Source organism: Nitrospiraceae bacterium, from assembly GCA_019637075.1.
In the GTDB taxonomy this organism is placed as follows: domain Bacteria; phylum Nitrospirota; class Nitrospiria; order Nitrospirales; family Nitrospiraceae; genus JAHBWI01.
In genome coordinates this window covers 325,588-339,298 of sequence record JAHBWI010000003.1, presented here as the reverse complement: position 1 = coordinate 339,298, position 13,711 = coordinate 325,588, and the positions used below count along the sequence as shown (strand labels likewise).

14 protein-coding genes and 1 pseudogene are annotated in these 13,711 nt (G+C 62.0%); 1 reads left to right on the top strand and 14 read right to left on the bottom strand.

The window, feature by feature from the left end:
- The 6 genes from KF814_09700 to KF814_09675 all read right to left on the bottom strand — a co-directional run bounded on the left by KF814_09700 (position 1) and on the right by KF814_09675 (position 7,132).
- On the bottom strand, positions 1 to 699 hold the full coding sequence (locus KF814_09700; GenBank protein ID MBX3236415.1) for a prepilin-type N-terminal cleavage/methylation domain-containing protein: 699 nt from the start codon (positions 697 to 699) through the stop codon (positions 1 to 3).
- A gap of 6 nt (positions 700 to 705) precedes the next feature.
- Positions 706 to 1,344 carry a methyl-accepting chemotaxis protein gene (locus KF814_09695; protein ID MBX3236414.1) on the bottom strand — a complete coding sequence of 213 codons (639 nt, stop codon included), beginning with the start codon at positions 1,342 to 1,344 and terminating at the stop codon, positions 706 to 708.
- Positions 1,341 to 1,721 carry a hypothetical protein gene (locus KF814_09690; GenBank protein ID MBX3236413.1) on the bottom strand — a complete coding sequence of 127 codons (381 nt, stop codon included), beginning with the start codon at positions 1,719 to 1,721 and terminating at the stop codon, positions 1,341 to 1,343. The genes KF814_09695 and KF814_09690 overlap by 4 nt, the downstream gene beginning before the upstream one ends.
- Positions 1,722 to 2,013: 292 nt before the next feature.
- Positions 2,014 to 3,432: a Do family serine endopeptidase gene (locus KF814_09685; protein MBX3236412.1), complete on the bottom strand. Its 1,419-nt coding sequence runs from the start codon at positions 3,430 to 3,432 to the stop codon at positions 2,014 to 2,016.
- 67 nt (positions 3,433 to 3,499) lie between these two features.
- On the bottom strand, positions 3,500 to 6,379 hold the full coding sequence (locus tag KF814_09680; protein ID MBX3236411.1) for a heavy metal translocating P-type ATPase: 2,880 nt from the start codon (positions 6,377 to 6,379) through the stop codon (positions 3,500 to 3,502).
- A gap of 111 nt (positions 6,380 to 6,490) precedes the next feature.
- The gene (locus KF814_09675) at positions 6,491 to 7,132 is read right to left on the bottom strand and encodes a thioredoxin domain-containing protein (protein MBX3236410.1); all 642 of its coding nucleotides are present in this window, start codon (positions 7,130 to 7,132) and stop codon (positions 6,491 to 6,493) included.
- A gap of 121 nt (positions 7,133 to 7,253) precedes the next feature.
- On the opposite strand from KF814_09675, the gene KF814_09670 reads away from it, so the two are divergent.
- Complete coding sequence (locus KF814_09670) at positions 7,254 to 7,799, top strand: Slp family lipoprotein (protein MBX3236409.1); 546 nt, start codon at positions 7,254 to 7,256, stop codon at positions 7,797 to 7,799.
- A 267-nt stretch (positions 7,800 to 8,066) separates the two neighbouring features.
- Here the strand turns inward: KF814_09670 and KF814_09665 are convergent, their stop codons facing one another.
- The 8 genes and pseudogenes from KF814_09665 to KF814_09630 form a co-directional block, all read right to left on the bottom strand.
- Positions 8,067 to 8,546: a hypothetical protein gene (locus KF814_09665; GenBank protein MBX3236408.1), complete on the bottom strand. Its 480-nt coding sequence runs from the start codon at positions 8,544 to 8,546 to the stop codon at positions 8,067 to 8,069.
- A 20-nt stretch (positions 8,547 to 8,566) separates the two neighbouring features.
- Entirely contained in the window at positions 8,567 to 8,911 is a 345-nt protein-coding gene (locus KF814_09660) for a hypothetical protein (GenBank protein ID MBX3236407.1), read from the bottom strand.
- Positions 8,912 to 9,019: 108 nt separating this feature from the next.
- Complete coding sequence (locus tag KF814_09655; protein ID MBX3236406.1) at positions 9,020 to 9,319, bottom strand: hypothetical protein; 300 nt, start codon at positions 9,317 to 9,319, stop codon at positions 9,020 to 9,022.
- Between the two features lie 202 nt (positions 9,320 to 9,521).
- On the bottom strand, positions 9,522 to 10,046 hold the full coding sequence (locus KF814_09650) for a hypothetical protein (GenBank protein ID MBX3236405.1): 525 nt from the start codon (positions 10,044 to 10,046) through the stop codon (positions 9,522 to 9,524).
- A gap of 29 nt (positions 10,047 to 10,075) precedes the next feature.
- Positions 10,076 to 11,206, bottom strand: coding sequence for a tetratricopeptide repeat protein (locus KF814_09645; protein ID MBX3236404.1), 1,131 nt, complete (start codon positions 11,204 to 11,206; stop codon positions 10,076 to 10,078).
- A gap of 341 nt (positions 11,207 to 11,547) precedes the next feature.
- Positions 11,548 to 11,730: pseudogene (locus tag KF814_09640) on the bottom strand (helix-turn-helix domain-containing protein).
- A gap of 264 nt (positions 11,731 to 11,994) precedes the next feature.
- Positions 11,995 to 12,366 carry a hypothetical protein gene (locus KF814_09635; protein ID MBX3236403.1) on the bottom strand — a complete coding sequence of 124 codons (372 nt, stop codon included), beginning with the start codon at positions 12,364 to 12,366 and terminating at the stop codon, positions 11,995 to 11,997.
- Positions 12,367 to 12,402: 36 nt separating this feature from the next.
- Entirely contained in the window at positions 12,403 to 13,710 is a 1,308-nt protein-coding gene (locus tag KF814_09630) for a PepSY domain-containing protein (protein ID MBX3236402.1), read from the bottom strand.
- Position 13,711: the final 1 nt, after the last annotated feature.

Genomic DNA, 13,711 nt, shown 5'->3' with positions numbered 1-13,711 from the left:
TCAGAACTCGGTAGCCAGCCCGACAAACTTGCCGTCGTTCGCGCGAATCACATCGTCGTGGCTTTTCTTGGCCGTTAGGGGCTCCACACTCTCTCCGTCCTTGCCGATGCTGTAGAGATCGTAGTCGGAGTTGATCGGATGGAGGAACCGGTCCTTCCGCGGCTTCCCGCGATCGACGTTGCCGGTGCCGTTTGCCGCAGCATAGGCCTCGTCGGGTAGGAGCCAATGCCAAGCGCCGCCTTTATTTCCACCACCGTTGCCGCCTCCGGCGCCATTGCCACCGGCACCTGCACCTCCACCATTTCCACCCGCGTTGCCGCCACCACCGGCGCCCCCTGCACCGCCTCCACCGTTTCCACCCGCGTTGCCGCCTCCGGCGCCATTGCCTCCGCCGTTACCCGGGAGAGCCAGCGCCGCGATGTTGAGATATTCATAGGGATTACCCCATGGATCGACCATGCCACCGGCGCCGGCTTCGGCCAGCGTATCGGGCAGGGTTTCATTGGCTGCCTCGTAGGCATCCACCGCCCGCTCGATGTAGCGAATTTCCGCGATGCAACGCGCGATCCGGGCCTTGTCGAGGTAGCCGACGTAGGCCGGCACGGCGAGACCAGCCAGGGTGCCGATGATGGCCACGACGATCGACAGTTCGACGATCGTAAATCCTTGCTGTCTCCGAAGGCATGAGGCCATCGCCATGGAAATCTAGAAGCCGGAAGCGGTGGGCAGCGGCTGCGGTTGATGATGTTCGTCGGGGTCAGCCTTCGTGCGGAACGATTCCATGGAATGTGAGAACCGGTCGACCGTGACGCGCAAGCGTTCGGTCTCTTGCTCGACCTCACACATCGCCCCCCGCTCCGCCGCCTGCTTCAACCGTTCCAGGTGCGGTTTGATCTCCGCATGGTTCGCCTCGAGCGATTCAATTTTCTCCCGGAGAGCGGCGACCATTACCCCCAAACAGGCCGCCTCGGTCTGCAAATAATCGCCCTTGCGAATCGAAGTCCGCACAGTGAGGTCGCCGGCGGCAACCCGACGGAAGATTTCCCGGAAGCGATACAACGGGCCGGCGATCCGGTGAGAAAAGAAGATGCCGTGCAGCACCAATAGAATCGAAGCGACCAGAACCGCGGGCCAGAACCGGCTATGCAAGAGCAAGAACTGATCGGCCACCACCTTCGCCTCTTCGGAGGACAACGGGATGCGATCCAGCTGCAGCATCAACGGCACGAACAGCGCGGCCGCGATCGCAGCGATGAGAATGACTTGGTAACAACAGCTTACGGTCACAAACCGCGGTTGAAAGGTATTCCAGAGGAAGTACCGGCGAACGCGCGGGCGGCTCATGAGACAGGGGCCTTTCTCGTCCAAGCCAATTGCTCCTGGTTCTTGAAGATGATTCGCCCGCCGTTCGAGGGCTCATAGTAGAACGCCAATTGATAGCGCCCTTTCTCCGCGTCCTGATACGCGATCACGTAGAGTGTCTTGGCGTCTTCTTTGGTTTCAGTCACCTGGGTGATGACATAGCCGTCGGCCGTCACGGCGCTGGTGCCGAAGCCGATGCGGTGACTGTCGATGAAGATGTGCTGATCGTTGTAGCCCTCAGCGTGGGTTTCCCACACACCGATCAGCGTCGACGGTGCTTCCGGCTCCGCGGCGCAACCGACCGACAACGATAGCCACAACACAGCAAGCAACAGCACGCTCGCACGCCGACCTTGCACGGCAACAACCTCCTGCCGAGACCTAGCTGTCCCTTCAACTGAATTTAGTATGCCGCAGTCCGGGACGAATTCAATTGTTTCGACGTTTTTCACAGGGCGTCGTCGATGAATACTACCTAGTCGATTCTCCGAACTTCAGCCATGGGGAGGGAATTGCAACCGAGCCCAGGAGCACCAGGAAGAGTAGTCCACGAGGGATGGAGGGAGGAGCAGCAAGGCGGATTAGACTCCACCGCCGAATCCAGGTGCGACGCGAATTCGCTCGATAGAACCGAGATGCCCGAACAGAGAACTATTCGGTCTGGATGGGTATATAGAGGACGCTGCCTTGGCGATTGACGAGCAGTAACGCCAAGTCCGTCGGCCGCATGGGCTCGGCCAGCCGCTGGAAGACCGTGAAGTTTTGAATCGGCTGCCTGTTGAGTTCCAGGATAACGTCGCCCGGTTGTAAACCCGAGACTTCGGCCAGGCTGCCTTCTTCGATATCGGTCACGACGAGGCCCGCGTTCACGCTCAAATCCATTTGCCTGGCCAACGCTGGAGTCACGTCGTCGACGATGACCCCGGCCAGCGGATGACCGGAAGCGGCGGTCGAGGTGGACTGAGATTTCTTCACCCGTTCTCGGGGCGCCTCCTGCACGGTCAGGTCGGTCTGCATGAGCCGCCCATCGCGGACCAATTCAAGCCGGTGCTTGCTGCCGATGGCCGACGCGGCGATCAGGTTGCGCAACTGTCCGCTATCCATAATATCGCGCCCGTCGAACCGCACGACCACGTCGCCCCGCTTCAACCCGGCCCGTTCCGCGCTGCCCTTCGATTGAAGATCGGTGACGATCGAGCCCTTCACGTCCGGCAAGTGAAACACCTTGGCCAACAGCGGCGTCACGTCCTGCGTCCCCGCGCCCAGGAATCCCCGCACGACCCGGCCGGTCTTGATAAGGCTTTGCATCGCCGACTTTGCCATGTTGCTGGGAATCGCAAACCCCACACCGACGCTGCCGCCGGTCGGGCTGGCAATGGCCGTATTGATGCCGACCAATTCGCCGTTGATGTTGACCAGGGCGCCGCCGGAGTTGCCCGGATTGATCGGGGCATCGGTCTGGATGAAGTCTTCGAAATCAGCCACGCCCACATCGGCGCGCCCCACCGCACTGACGATTCCAAACGTCACGCTCCGGCTCAAGCCCAGCGGGTTTCCGATCGCCAGCACGAAATCGCCGACCGCCAATCCCATCGAATCACCCCAAGGCACGGTGGGCAATCCGGTCGTGCTGATCTTCACCACCGCCACGTCCGTCTTGGGATCCGTCGCCACGACATGGCCCTTGAACTGCCGGCGATCAGCCAGAATCACCTCGACATCGACGGCATCCGCCACGACATGGTTATTCGTAATGATGTAGCCGTCCTGCGAAACGATGACGCCGGATCCTTGCCCGTACTGGCGGCGCGGCGGCACATCCTTGAACATCCCGAACGGCAATCCCTCGTCACTGAAGGCCTGATCGTGCACCACCACCGTGGATGCAATGCTCACCACCGCGGGAATCACTTTGGCCGCCGTCGCCCGGACCTGCGCCTGCAGATCGAGCGCGCCCGTCACAGGGATCGTACGCAACGGCGCCGAATTCGGAGCGGCCGCAAAGGCCGTCGTGGAAAGAGAATAGGAGATGAGAAGCAGGGTCACGAGGCGGAACGAAAACTGAGGCATAATGGACGATTCCCTCTCCATGCAGCATCACAGCCTACCATGCAGGCCGCACACACGCATCCAGAAGTTACAATTCCACCCGTCGGAGCCGCAAGGCGTTGGTGATGACCGAGACCGAGCTGAAGGTCATGGCCGCGCTGGCGAGCATCGGGCTGAGCAGCAGACCGAAGAACGGATAGAGCACCCCCGCCGCGATCGGCACTCCGATCATATTATAGAGGAAGGCAAACAGGAGGTTCTGGCGGATGTTCCGCATGGTGGCGCGGCTCAAGCGGCGGGCACGGACGATTCCCCGCAGGTCACCGTGGAGCAGCGTGATACCGGCGCTTTGCATCGCGACATCGGTGCCGGTGGCCATGGCCAGCCCCACGTCGGCTTGGGCCAGCGCCGGGGCATCGTTGACCCCGTCTCCCGCCATCGCCACGACTCGGCCCTGTTTTTGGAATTCTTGAACGAGCCGGCTCTTTTCTTCCGGCTTCACTTCGGCCCGGACATCATCGAGATCCAGTTCCTTGGCCACCGCCTCGGCCGTGGCCCGATGGTCGCCCGTCACCATGACCAGCTTCACGCCGGCTCGCTTGAGCGCCCGCAGGGCTTCAGGCGTTGAGGCTTTCACCGGATCGGCCACACCGATGACTCCTGCCGGCTTGCCGTCCACCGCCGCGAACATGACCGTCTGTCCCAACCGGCGGATCAAGTCGGCGTTCGCTTCCACGTCATGCAACAATGCCGGCGGAATCCCGGACTCTTGCAGGAAAGCCATCGTGCCGACGGCGACAAGGTGGTTTCCGACCTTGCCCTTTACGCCCCTGCCGGTCATGCTATGAAACTCACGAACCGGATCGAGCGCCACCCCTCGCGCCTGGGCCCCTGCCACAATGGCGGCGGCCAGCGGATGCTCGCTGCCCCGCTCGACGGAAGCCGCTAGTCGTAACAACTCCGTCTCAGGCCAGGGCGACAGGGCACTGACCACACGAAGCTTGGGTTTCCCTTCCGTCAGCGTGCCGGTCTTGTCGAACACCAGCGTATCCACCTTCTCGAGCGTCTCGAGGGCCTCGGCCTTGCGTACCAGCACCCCGGCCGTCGCCCCCCGGCCCGTTCCCACCATGATAGACATCGGCGTGGCCAGCCCAAGCGCACAGGGGCAGGCGATGATCAATACGGCCACGGCATTCACCAGCGCATAGGCCAAACGGGGTTCCGGCCCGAAGAACGCCCAAGCCAGGCCCGTGAGCACCGCAGTCCCGACCACCAATGGGACGAAATACCCGGCGACGACATCCGCTACGCGCTGGATCGGCGCGCGGCTCCGTTGCGCTTCGGCCACCATGCCCACGATTTGCGCCAGCACCGTTTCGGCGCCGACCCGCTGCGCCCGCATCACCACACTACCCGTCCCGTTGATGGTCCCGCCGGTAATGAAGCTGCCGACGCCCTTTTCGACCGGGAGCGATTCACCGGTGATCATCGATTCATCGACCGCCGTCGCGCCTTCTTCGATCGCCCCGTCCACCGGCACCTTTTCACCGGGCCGGACACGGAGACGGTCCCCGATCCGCACCTGTTCCAACAGCACATCTTCTTCGCGACCGTCACCGAGCACCCGTCTGGCGGTCTTCGGCGCCAGTCCGAGCAACGCCTTGATCGCGCCGGTCGTACGGCTGCGCGCCCGCAACTCCAGTACTTGCCCGAGCAGCACGAGCACCGTAATGACGGCCGCTGCCTCGAAATACACCGGCACTGAACCGTTTTCCATCTGGAACGACCGCGGAATGAGGTCCGGCATCAGGGCCGCGACGACACTATACAGGTAGGCGGTGCCGGTCCCGATCGCGATGAGCGTGAACATATTGGGGCTGCGATGGATGATCGAGTTCCATCCCCGTTGGAAGAACGGCCACCCGGCCCAGAGCACGACGGGAGTGGACAGCCCGAGCTGAATATAGGCGGAGAGTTGGTCCGGAATGAGATGCTGCAACGGATGCCCGGGAACCATGTGCGACATAGCCAGCACGAACACCACCGCCGCCGGTCCCAGCGCGATCCAGAACCGTCTCGACATATCGACGAGTTCCGGGTTGGCGGCTTCGTCGATCGTGACGACCCTCGCTTCCAACGCCATCCCGCACTTCGGACAGGCGCCGGGCTCTTGCGCGACCACCTCGGGATGCATCGGACAGACATACTCGGTCTTCGTAGCGGCCTGCAGGGGCGATGCAGGTTCCAGCGCCATGCCGCATTTCGGACAGGGCACCGGTTTGTTCTCCAAGACTTCCGGGCACATCGGACAGATGTATTGCGTGCCGGGGGGAGCCGGAACGGGCGGTTCCATCGACTTGGCGGCACCGGGCTTCATGTAGCGTTCGGGGTCGGCACGAAACTTCGTGAGGCATCCCTGACAGCAAAAGTAATAGGTCTTCCCGCCATGGGCGAACTGTCCCGCGGCACCGGTCGGCTCCACCGTCATCCCGCAGACGGGATCGATCTCTCCCTTGGCGGCGGAAGGAGCAGGCCCAGGGTTGAGCATCGGAAGCGACTTTTTCCCGGCCGGCATCAGAGGGGCCGGCGAGGCAGGCGCAGAGAGGTAGCGTTCCGGATCAGCCGCGAACTTGGTGGCGCAACCTTGGCAGCAGAAATAGTAGGTGGTGCCGCGATGGCGATGGGTGGCGGCGGCGGCAGCAGGCTGGACCGTCATGCCGCACACAGGATCGCGCGCTCCCGCCGGCGAGGCCTCGGGCGCGGGTGCCTGCATCATCGGCAGCGAGCGGGATTTGGGCGGAGCCGTCTTGGCCTCGACCTCGACCGGCCGGAGATAGCGATCCGGGGCCGAGCGGAACCGGTCCAGGCAATGCGTGCTGCAAAAGTAATAGGTCGCACCCTGGTACTCAAACCGCCCGGCTGCCTTCGCCGGATCCACCGTCATGCCGCAGACGGGATCGATCGCCATTCATCACTCCGTTGAGAAACGAAGAGCTTATGGCCAACGGCTCATGGCAACAGCGTTTGGAGATTTCCTTTCTCCCGCCATACGCTATACGCCATCAGCTATATGCTCCGACTATTTTTTCGTACCGTCTCCATCCAAAATGCTCTGGATGATCAGTTTCAAATTGTCCGGGTCGATCTGTTCGACCTTGATATTGCCGTCGAGCAGAATGGTCGGGGTCTGCTGCAACTTGATGCGCTCGCCCCAGCGCCGCCCATCCTCAAACGCCTTCGCCGGCTTCGCGCTCGCCAACCCTGCTTCAAACGCCACCGGGTCCAGCCCGACCTCGCGCACCAGCATTTCGCGGATCGTGCGGTCGATGATGCCGATCTTGTCCTTATGAATGATGCGGAAGAGGACCCGTTTCATTTCGGCGCCCTTGCCCATCATCTTGGCCTGTTCGTACATGTCGAAGGCCGTGGGCAATTTGCCCGGAATGACCGGATAGCCGACCATCGTCACCTCGAGCTTGTTGCCGAACTCCTTTTCGAGAATCGGCAAGCCTTCACCGTCGAAACGGTGGCAATGGGGGCAGTAAAAGTCCGCAAACTCCACCATCTGCACCTTGCCCGGCTTATGGGTCGAGCGCTCATCCGTAAGCAACTCAAACTTTCCCTTGAGTTCCGGCTTCCCTGCCGACGCCGTTCCCACCGACCACACTCCGATCAACAGCGCCAGCATCCCCAGCCCGACGCCGCTCAGTCCCCGTCGCATCACACGCATCATGCCCCTACTCCTTTTTCAATCGGTTCTCGCCTGCCTGTTCGTAGCCTCATTATAAACAATGCCCGTTCAACAATCCCTTCGATGCCGTTCGTTTGGTATAATGCGCAGGATGCGCGTAAAACTTCTAGAGTGGATTGTCCTGACGGCCTGTGCGGCGCTCCTGACCGCCTGTGGAACGGCCAACGATACGTTCTCGCCCCCGCCAGGCGCGCCGCCGGCACCGCCGTTTACCCAGATACGAGCCGCGGTCGATTCCTTCAAGGGCCAAAGCGTCGTGCTCGGCGGCCAGGTGCTCACGGCCCGCCGCCTCAAAGATGGGACACGCATCGAAGTGTTGCAGCTCCCGCTGAACGACTCCCATCAACCGACGATGGACCTGACGAAGTCGGAAGGCCGCTTCGTCGCCGTGCAACGCGAGTTTCTCGATCCTGCCACGATACCCCACGGCACCTTCATCACCATCGCGGGGGAACTCACCGGCAGCACAACGTTGCCGCTGGATGATTCCGAGTACACGTATCCGGTAATCGAAATCAGGACCATGCGGACCTGGATTCCTCAGGAACCGGTGGTGGTCCGTCCACGCCCCTACCCGTACTACAGTCCCTATTGGCATCCCTATTGGGGCCCCTACCGGCCGTTTCCTTATTGGTAGCGGGCCAGGGAGACGCCAGACGTCGGACGGGAAATGTGAGACGGGGGTGGGAGGACGAGGGACGGAAGGCGTCAGACGGGAGACGTTAGGCGCAAGGCCCGGTGAGCGACAGGTTCACATTTCACGTCTTGAGCTTCGCATCCCACTCATCGCCTCTCTCGTCTAACGTCTCACTGCTCACGTCTCTGGTCTTGGGCAGAAAGCAAACCGCCCCGCCCACCGGAGTCCGGCGAGCGGGGCGGAGAGACGGGAATCAACCGGCGGGAGCTACTTCCACATCAACAAGGTGCCACCCGGTGACTTGGGATTGAGATGATCCCGGTACGTCAGCGTGTTGCCCTGAGTCGCGTAGAACAGGTCGCTGGTCGGGATACCGATGTACTTGGTCTCTCCCGGCTTCAACACCACTTCCGCCTTGAGCACGAACGGTGACCCGGCGTTGAGCGCGTCGGTCATCTGGAATCCCCGCTCCGTGCTGGAGTTGTTCGTCACCTTGATCAACAGGGGGCGGCCCGGCCGCACCTTGAAGTCGACCACGCTCGTGTCAGGATAGTAGGCCTTCAAGCTGCCGATTTCCACGGCATACAGCTGGAGATCCACGTCCAATTCCTTGAACGGCTGGCCCACGACGGAGCCCGTTTCAAGGTCTCCCACTTCGACACCACCCGCCTGCAATGCCAAGGCGGCGGAACTCATCATCGCCACCGTACCCACTGCCACAATGCCCGATACGATCCTGCTCAACATAATGCACGCCTCCTGTCAGGTTAAAGAGATGAAGACGGACGATGCTCGGCCGACAGACAAGGAGGCAGTCCCGTGCCCTCGAGCACCTGCCCCCCGATGATCTGTTGGCCTACGATAAGAAACAGCACTTTCATTCGCTTGATCTTGTCTAAAAATTTTCCGCTCGCGACCGCCAACACTTCCCGCGAGCCGTCGCTCTGCGGCTGGTCGGCCTCGATGCTCACATAGTACGCCTCGAACCCTTCGAACTCCCGATTGAAGACCTCCGCCCTCAGGAGCTGCTCCAGGGACCCGTCCCCGGCCAGCGCCGTCGAGACACCCAAGACCATTACCATATAGAGGGTAGAGGAGAGAAGTCGTCGCACCGAAAAATCTCCGCGAGCGTCCGAGTTATAGTCCCGCTCAGGAAGCGCGTCTACCGCCCGGCGCCGACGGCTGCTCACCGGTACTACAAGATCGTTCGACGTATTCGCCTACTTGCCCTTCGCGCTTTTCTTCCCCGAGGCCTGCTCGGCATGAGCCAGGGATTCCTCGGCATGCTTCACGGCTTCCTTCGCATGCTCCAGCGCTTCCTTGGCATGGGCATCATTGCTCGCCTTCACCGATTCCTCGAGATGCTTGATCGCTTCCTTCTCGTGCGCCAAGGCTTCCTTCGCATGCGCGACGGTCTCTTTCACGTGCCCATCTTTTCCGGCCCAGACTAAGCCGGTCGGCGAGGCTAAGGCCGTTGCGACAACGGCACACAGCGCGAATCGACTCCCATAGTTGATCATATTCTTCCCTCCCTTCTGCTCTTCAATTGGTACCAGGCCGGGGGATTGTACTCCTGCGCGAGCCATTTGTCAGGTCATAACGAGGTGGCAGAGGGACGCATATGGGTAGTACGCGTCCCTCTATCGGAACCCACTGCGTGGTCAGCGCAGTCCAACCCAGGTCCCGTCCACCAGTCGCAGCCCAATCTTTTTGCCCCACGCGTCAAGACAATCGGCAGAACCCGCATGAGCTTGCCGCGGCGGCCAGAGGCAGGCCGTCCTGGCCGTAACTCGCATACATCCAGGTCTGCCACCGCTCTGCGCGATCATCCTCCGAACTCATGCTGGCATATTTCCCCATCACGAATATGAACTCAGGCCCCGTCGCATTGCCCGACGCCGGCACCTTCGCCCTACCCGGGCCGTCGTAGGCATAGGTCTCGACGACGAACGACGTCCCGACAGGAAAGGCTCGGTCATCCCCGGTACAGAGCGCCTTCGAACTCACATAACAATGGATACGCCGACAACCGGCTGCCGACTGGACGAGGGCTGAGTAGCTCGGCCAGGCCCGATAGCCTGTCGGAAGCGGCATGGCCACCTCCCGAACACCTACGCCTTGCTCCCCGCTGATATGGAGGGCGATCGTGAGCAACCGCACCACTGCCACCTTCAACCCAGGATACTCGGCGAGCTCAGAGGTCCTGTGCGGAAAGGAACCGACGACCGCTGCCAATCCACCTTGCATGGCTTGCTCCTTTCGCGTCCGTCCGCTCTCTACCGGACGAAGGGATTCATCACCATCCGTCGATCGGACGGATCGGTCTGTCCAGGCATCGAGGTTTGCCGTGATCGGATCGACGCGGCCCTGGCCGCGAACAGCCCCGCCTCGACATGCCTTCCCAACAACTCCAATACCATGGCATAGCGGGAGAGCAACTGACCGACGACCGGATGCTGGAATCCGAGCCGCGCTTGCTGAATCACCAACGCTCGCTCATACAAACCCTGCGATTCATGCCACAGAGTCTGTTGATCCGAGAGGTACGCCATATTGCCGAGGATCGTCCCGACCAGCGTGGCTTCCCGCCCCGATACCCCTTCGCTCACGGAGAGCGCCTCCTCGAAGTACGTCCTCGCCAGTTCATAGAGCCCTTGGGTCTGATAGAGACACCCGAGGTTGTTCAAACTCACCGCCACGGACGGATGGCTCACGCCGAAGCGCGCGCGACGAACCGCCAACGCGCGCTGATAGAAGGGCTCGGCCCAACTGAACAACCCCCGCTCCTTGTACAGCGCGGCGAGATTGTTCAGCACGGGGGCCAAATCTGCATGACCCGGCCCGTAGGCCTGCTCCAAGATCAGCAAGGCCCGCCGATAGAGGGATTCCGCTTCCGCCTCGCGCCCCTGCTGTCGATGGAGTTCGGCCAGATTGTTTAGGCCTACGGCTACGTCCGGATGCGCGGCCCCCAGAATGCGCCCCTCGATCGCGGAGGCGCGGCGAAATAACGACTCGGCAGCCTGGAGGTCGCCTTTGGCTCGATGCACCTCCGCCAGATTGTTCAGCGCGGCAGCGACATGCTCATGTTCGGACCCCAGCGTACGTTCCCAGAGGCCTAACGCCTGCTCATAGTAGGACTGGGCCTGATCGAGCTGTCCCTGATCGTGGTAGACCAAGCCGAGTTCGTTCGAGGCCTCGGCCAGGTAGACATCCTGAGACCCGTCCCTCCTCGCCTGCGCCAAGGCTTCGGTCAGGATACGTTCGGACTCTTCGAACCGGGCGGCCTCGCGGGCCTGACCACCGGCGGCCAACACTCGGCCCCAACCCGCTTCATCCAGTGCTAGGGCCGCATCCGACCACCAGCCGCCGGTCAACAGCAGAGCCAAGAGCAGGGCCGTTGCTGCCATGGCAGGGAGCCGATTATTGGGGGAGCGGCCAACCCTCCGCTCCCCTGCGGGGATCCTGCGAGGAGGTAGGTCATACCCCACACATAGGCCCCCTATTTTGTTTATGGTTTTCTGATGGACATCCATCAAGCTCATCGCTGGTTCACACCTTCACAGATTCAGCCTCGTCTCTGCCGAAGCCCCGAAGGGCCGAGGCAATGGGGGAGGCCACCCCATCGCCTCGGGAGGCAGGTCCGGAAGAAGGGTGCACAACTTCGGGACCCGACACCGTAACATCACAGACGTTTCTTCGCGCGCGCTCGACTGAGGCGAACCACGGCGGCTCGGGACCTCGGTGCCCCGCTCGCCTGCTCCGTCCGATTCTCGTCGACCAACGCCATCACCGAGACGCGGAAGATTCGCAGGCTGCCACCGCCGATCTTGCTGGCTTCCAACCGTCCTTCTTCGATCCAACGGTAGATCGTCCACTTACTGACGCTCAGCAACTGCGCCGCTTCTTTGACTCGCAGGAGCGGAGGCTCCATTGACGCATCTCCTCTGATGGCGACCGGTCCGGCCGGACAGCGGCGCCATCGTCCCCGCTCGATGGGTCCGGAGCGGAGGCTCCCGGAGAAGAACCTGCGCCCCGGGGAGTCCGCGAACGTCACCCGTCCTGCGGACTCGATTCCAGATAGCGAGAAAGCTCAGATCGAATGCACGTCGGCTTGTCCGACAAGGCCTTCACAGACCGGAGCGGAACGAGCGACGCTATGACAGATGATTCGAGAAGGACGCGCAGTCCACCTGAACTATCCCAGGGCTGGGACAGGCGGTGCGCGTGGCTGACGCGCCGAGGCCACTTCGGCGGAAAGATCCGCGGAAGTTGAAGGCGCGATGATGAAGGCGGTGGCTAAGGGAATGCCGGTCGGAGCCGGCAAGACGAGGTCTGAATCGGAAGTGGCCTGACAGGAAACGGCGCAGAGTAAGGAGCCGGAATTGCCCGCCGCATGGTGGTCATGGTGACCGGACTCGGCGGCATGGCTCATCAGGCAGCCGGCGGCCATGAGCGTCAGCGAGAGATACACTCCTGCGACCAGAATGGAGAGAAGGACCGGCCAGCGTTTGGGGAACCACATCTGCATCGTCAGGGTTTTCCTCTGTACGCGTTCTTGTATGCCCATCCTCAGAGCTTGTCTACCGACGCCTGCTCACGGCTGCTACAAATTCGCAGAACTCTTCAGATCTGCGTGACCCGATGGCCTAGCCGACTGCACGTCCGGCAGCCGAAGTAACCGGGCCTGCGCCATGGCCCTGGATCGGCGTTTCTTCACCCAGAGGTACACGCCCGTGACGGAAAGCATCGCGACGACGACTCCCAGGAAACAGACAAAGATCCGATAGGGCAAGCCGAACACATTGGCCATATGCAGTGCATAGAGCCAATTGCTGATGGTGTTGCCAGCATATTGGCCGCGAGGCAGCAGCGCGAGGCGTAGCGCACCCGAGTCGGCGTCGAAAAAGACTTGCGTCGCGTATCGACGCGGACGATCGTCGATTTCCCGATCGGTCTCAACCTGGTACTGATAGACGCCGAGATCACGATATAGCCGAAGCACCACCGGCCGCTTCACCATGAAGCCCTGCAACGCGGCTTGCTCCGCGATGAGCCGCTCCCCGACCGCCTGCGCGTCCAGCCAATCCAACCCTGTCCGCTCCATCAGAGCGGGCCGTGGTCGAAACTCCGTCCAATAGGTGCGGTAGTCGAAGAACGCCCGCGTGGTCCAGGTGTACACCGTATCCCACAGGTTCATGTAGACGCTCGACCAGGCAAACAGCACTAGGGCAAGCCACAACCACAAACCGCCTGCCCGGTGGAGGTCGAAATTGACGCGCTGGGCATTGCCGGGTTTGATGATCCAGGCTCGCTTCCAACGCGCCCACCAGCTTGCATCGCCGGGAGCCGGCTGCAAGTGCGCGTGTGCTTCACGAGACCGCCGGGCCGGGAAGGTCAGATACAACCCGACAAAACAATCCAGCGTCCACACCAGGGCACAGATTCCCAGAATCCAGACACCCGGCATGTCCAGTGCCAACGCATAGTGCAACGCGTAGACGAAAGACATGAGGCCGGTCCATCCGTTCAGCAGCGAGCCCCACCGAATCCGGTCGAGCACCGCGCCCGTCGCCGGATCGAGTAGGACATAGTCGTAGCCCAGCTCGAACAGCTTGCCGGTAGCCGGATCGAGGCGAGGCTCCACCCAGGCGGAGGTCGCGCCGTCGAAGCCCTGCAACGACAACTGCTGGACGCGCAATCGCGGCTCGGCCCTCTCCAGTTTCTCTGCCAGCGCGCCGGCGCCCATCCACGTGGCCGGAGCGCGGTCCGGATACCAGTGTGGATGGACGAGTCGCTCAAGCTCCGGATAAAACGCCAGCAGACTTCCCGTCAGGCCGACCACAATCAGCAAACCGGCCATGGCCAGCCCGGCCCAGCGATGCAGCCGAACCCAGAACGGTCTGGTGAACATA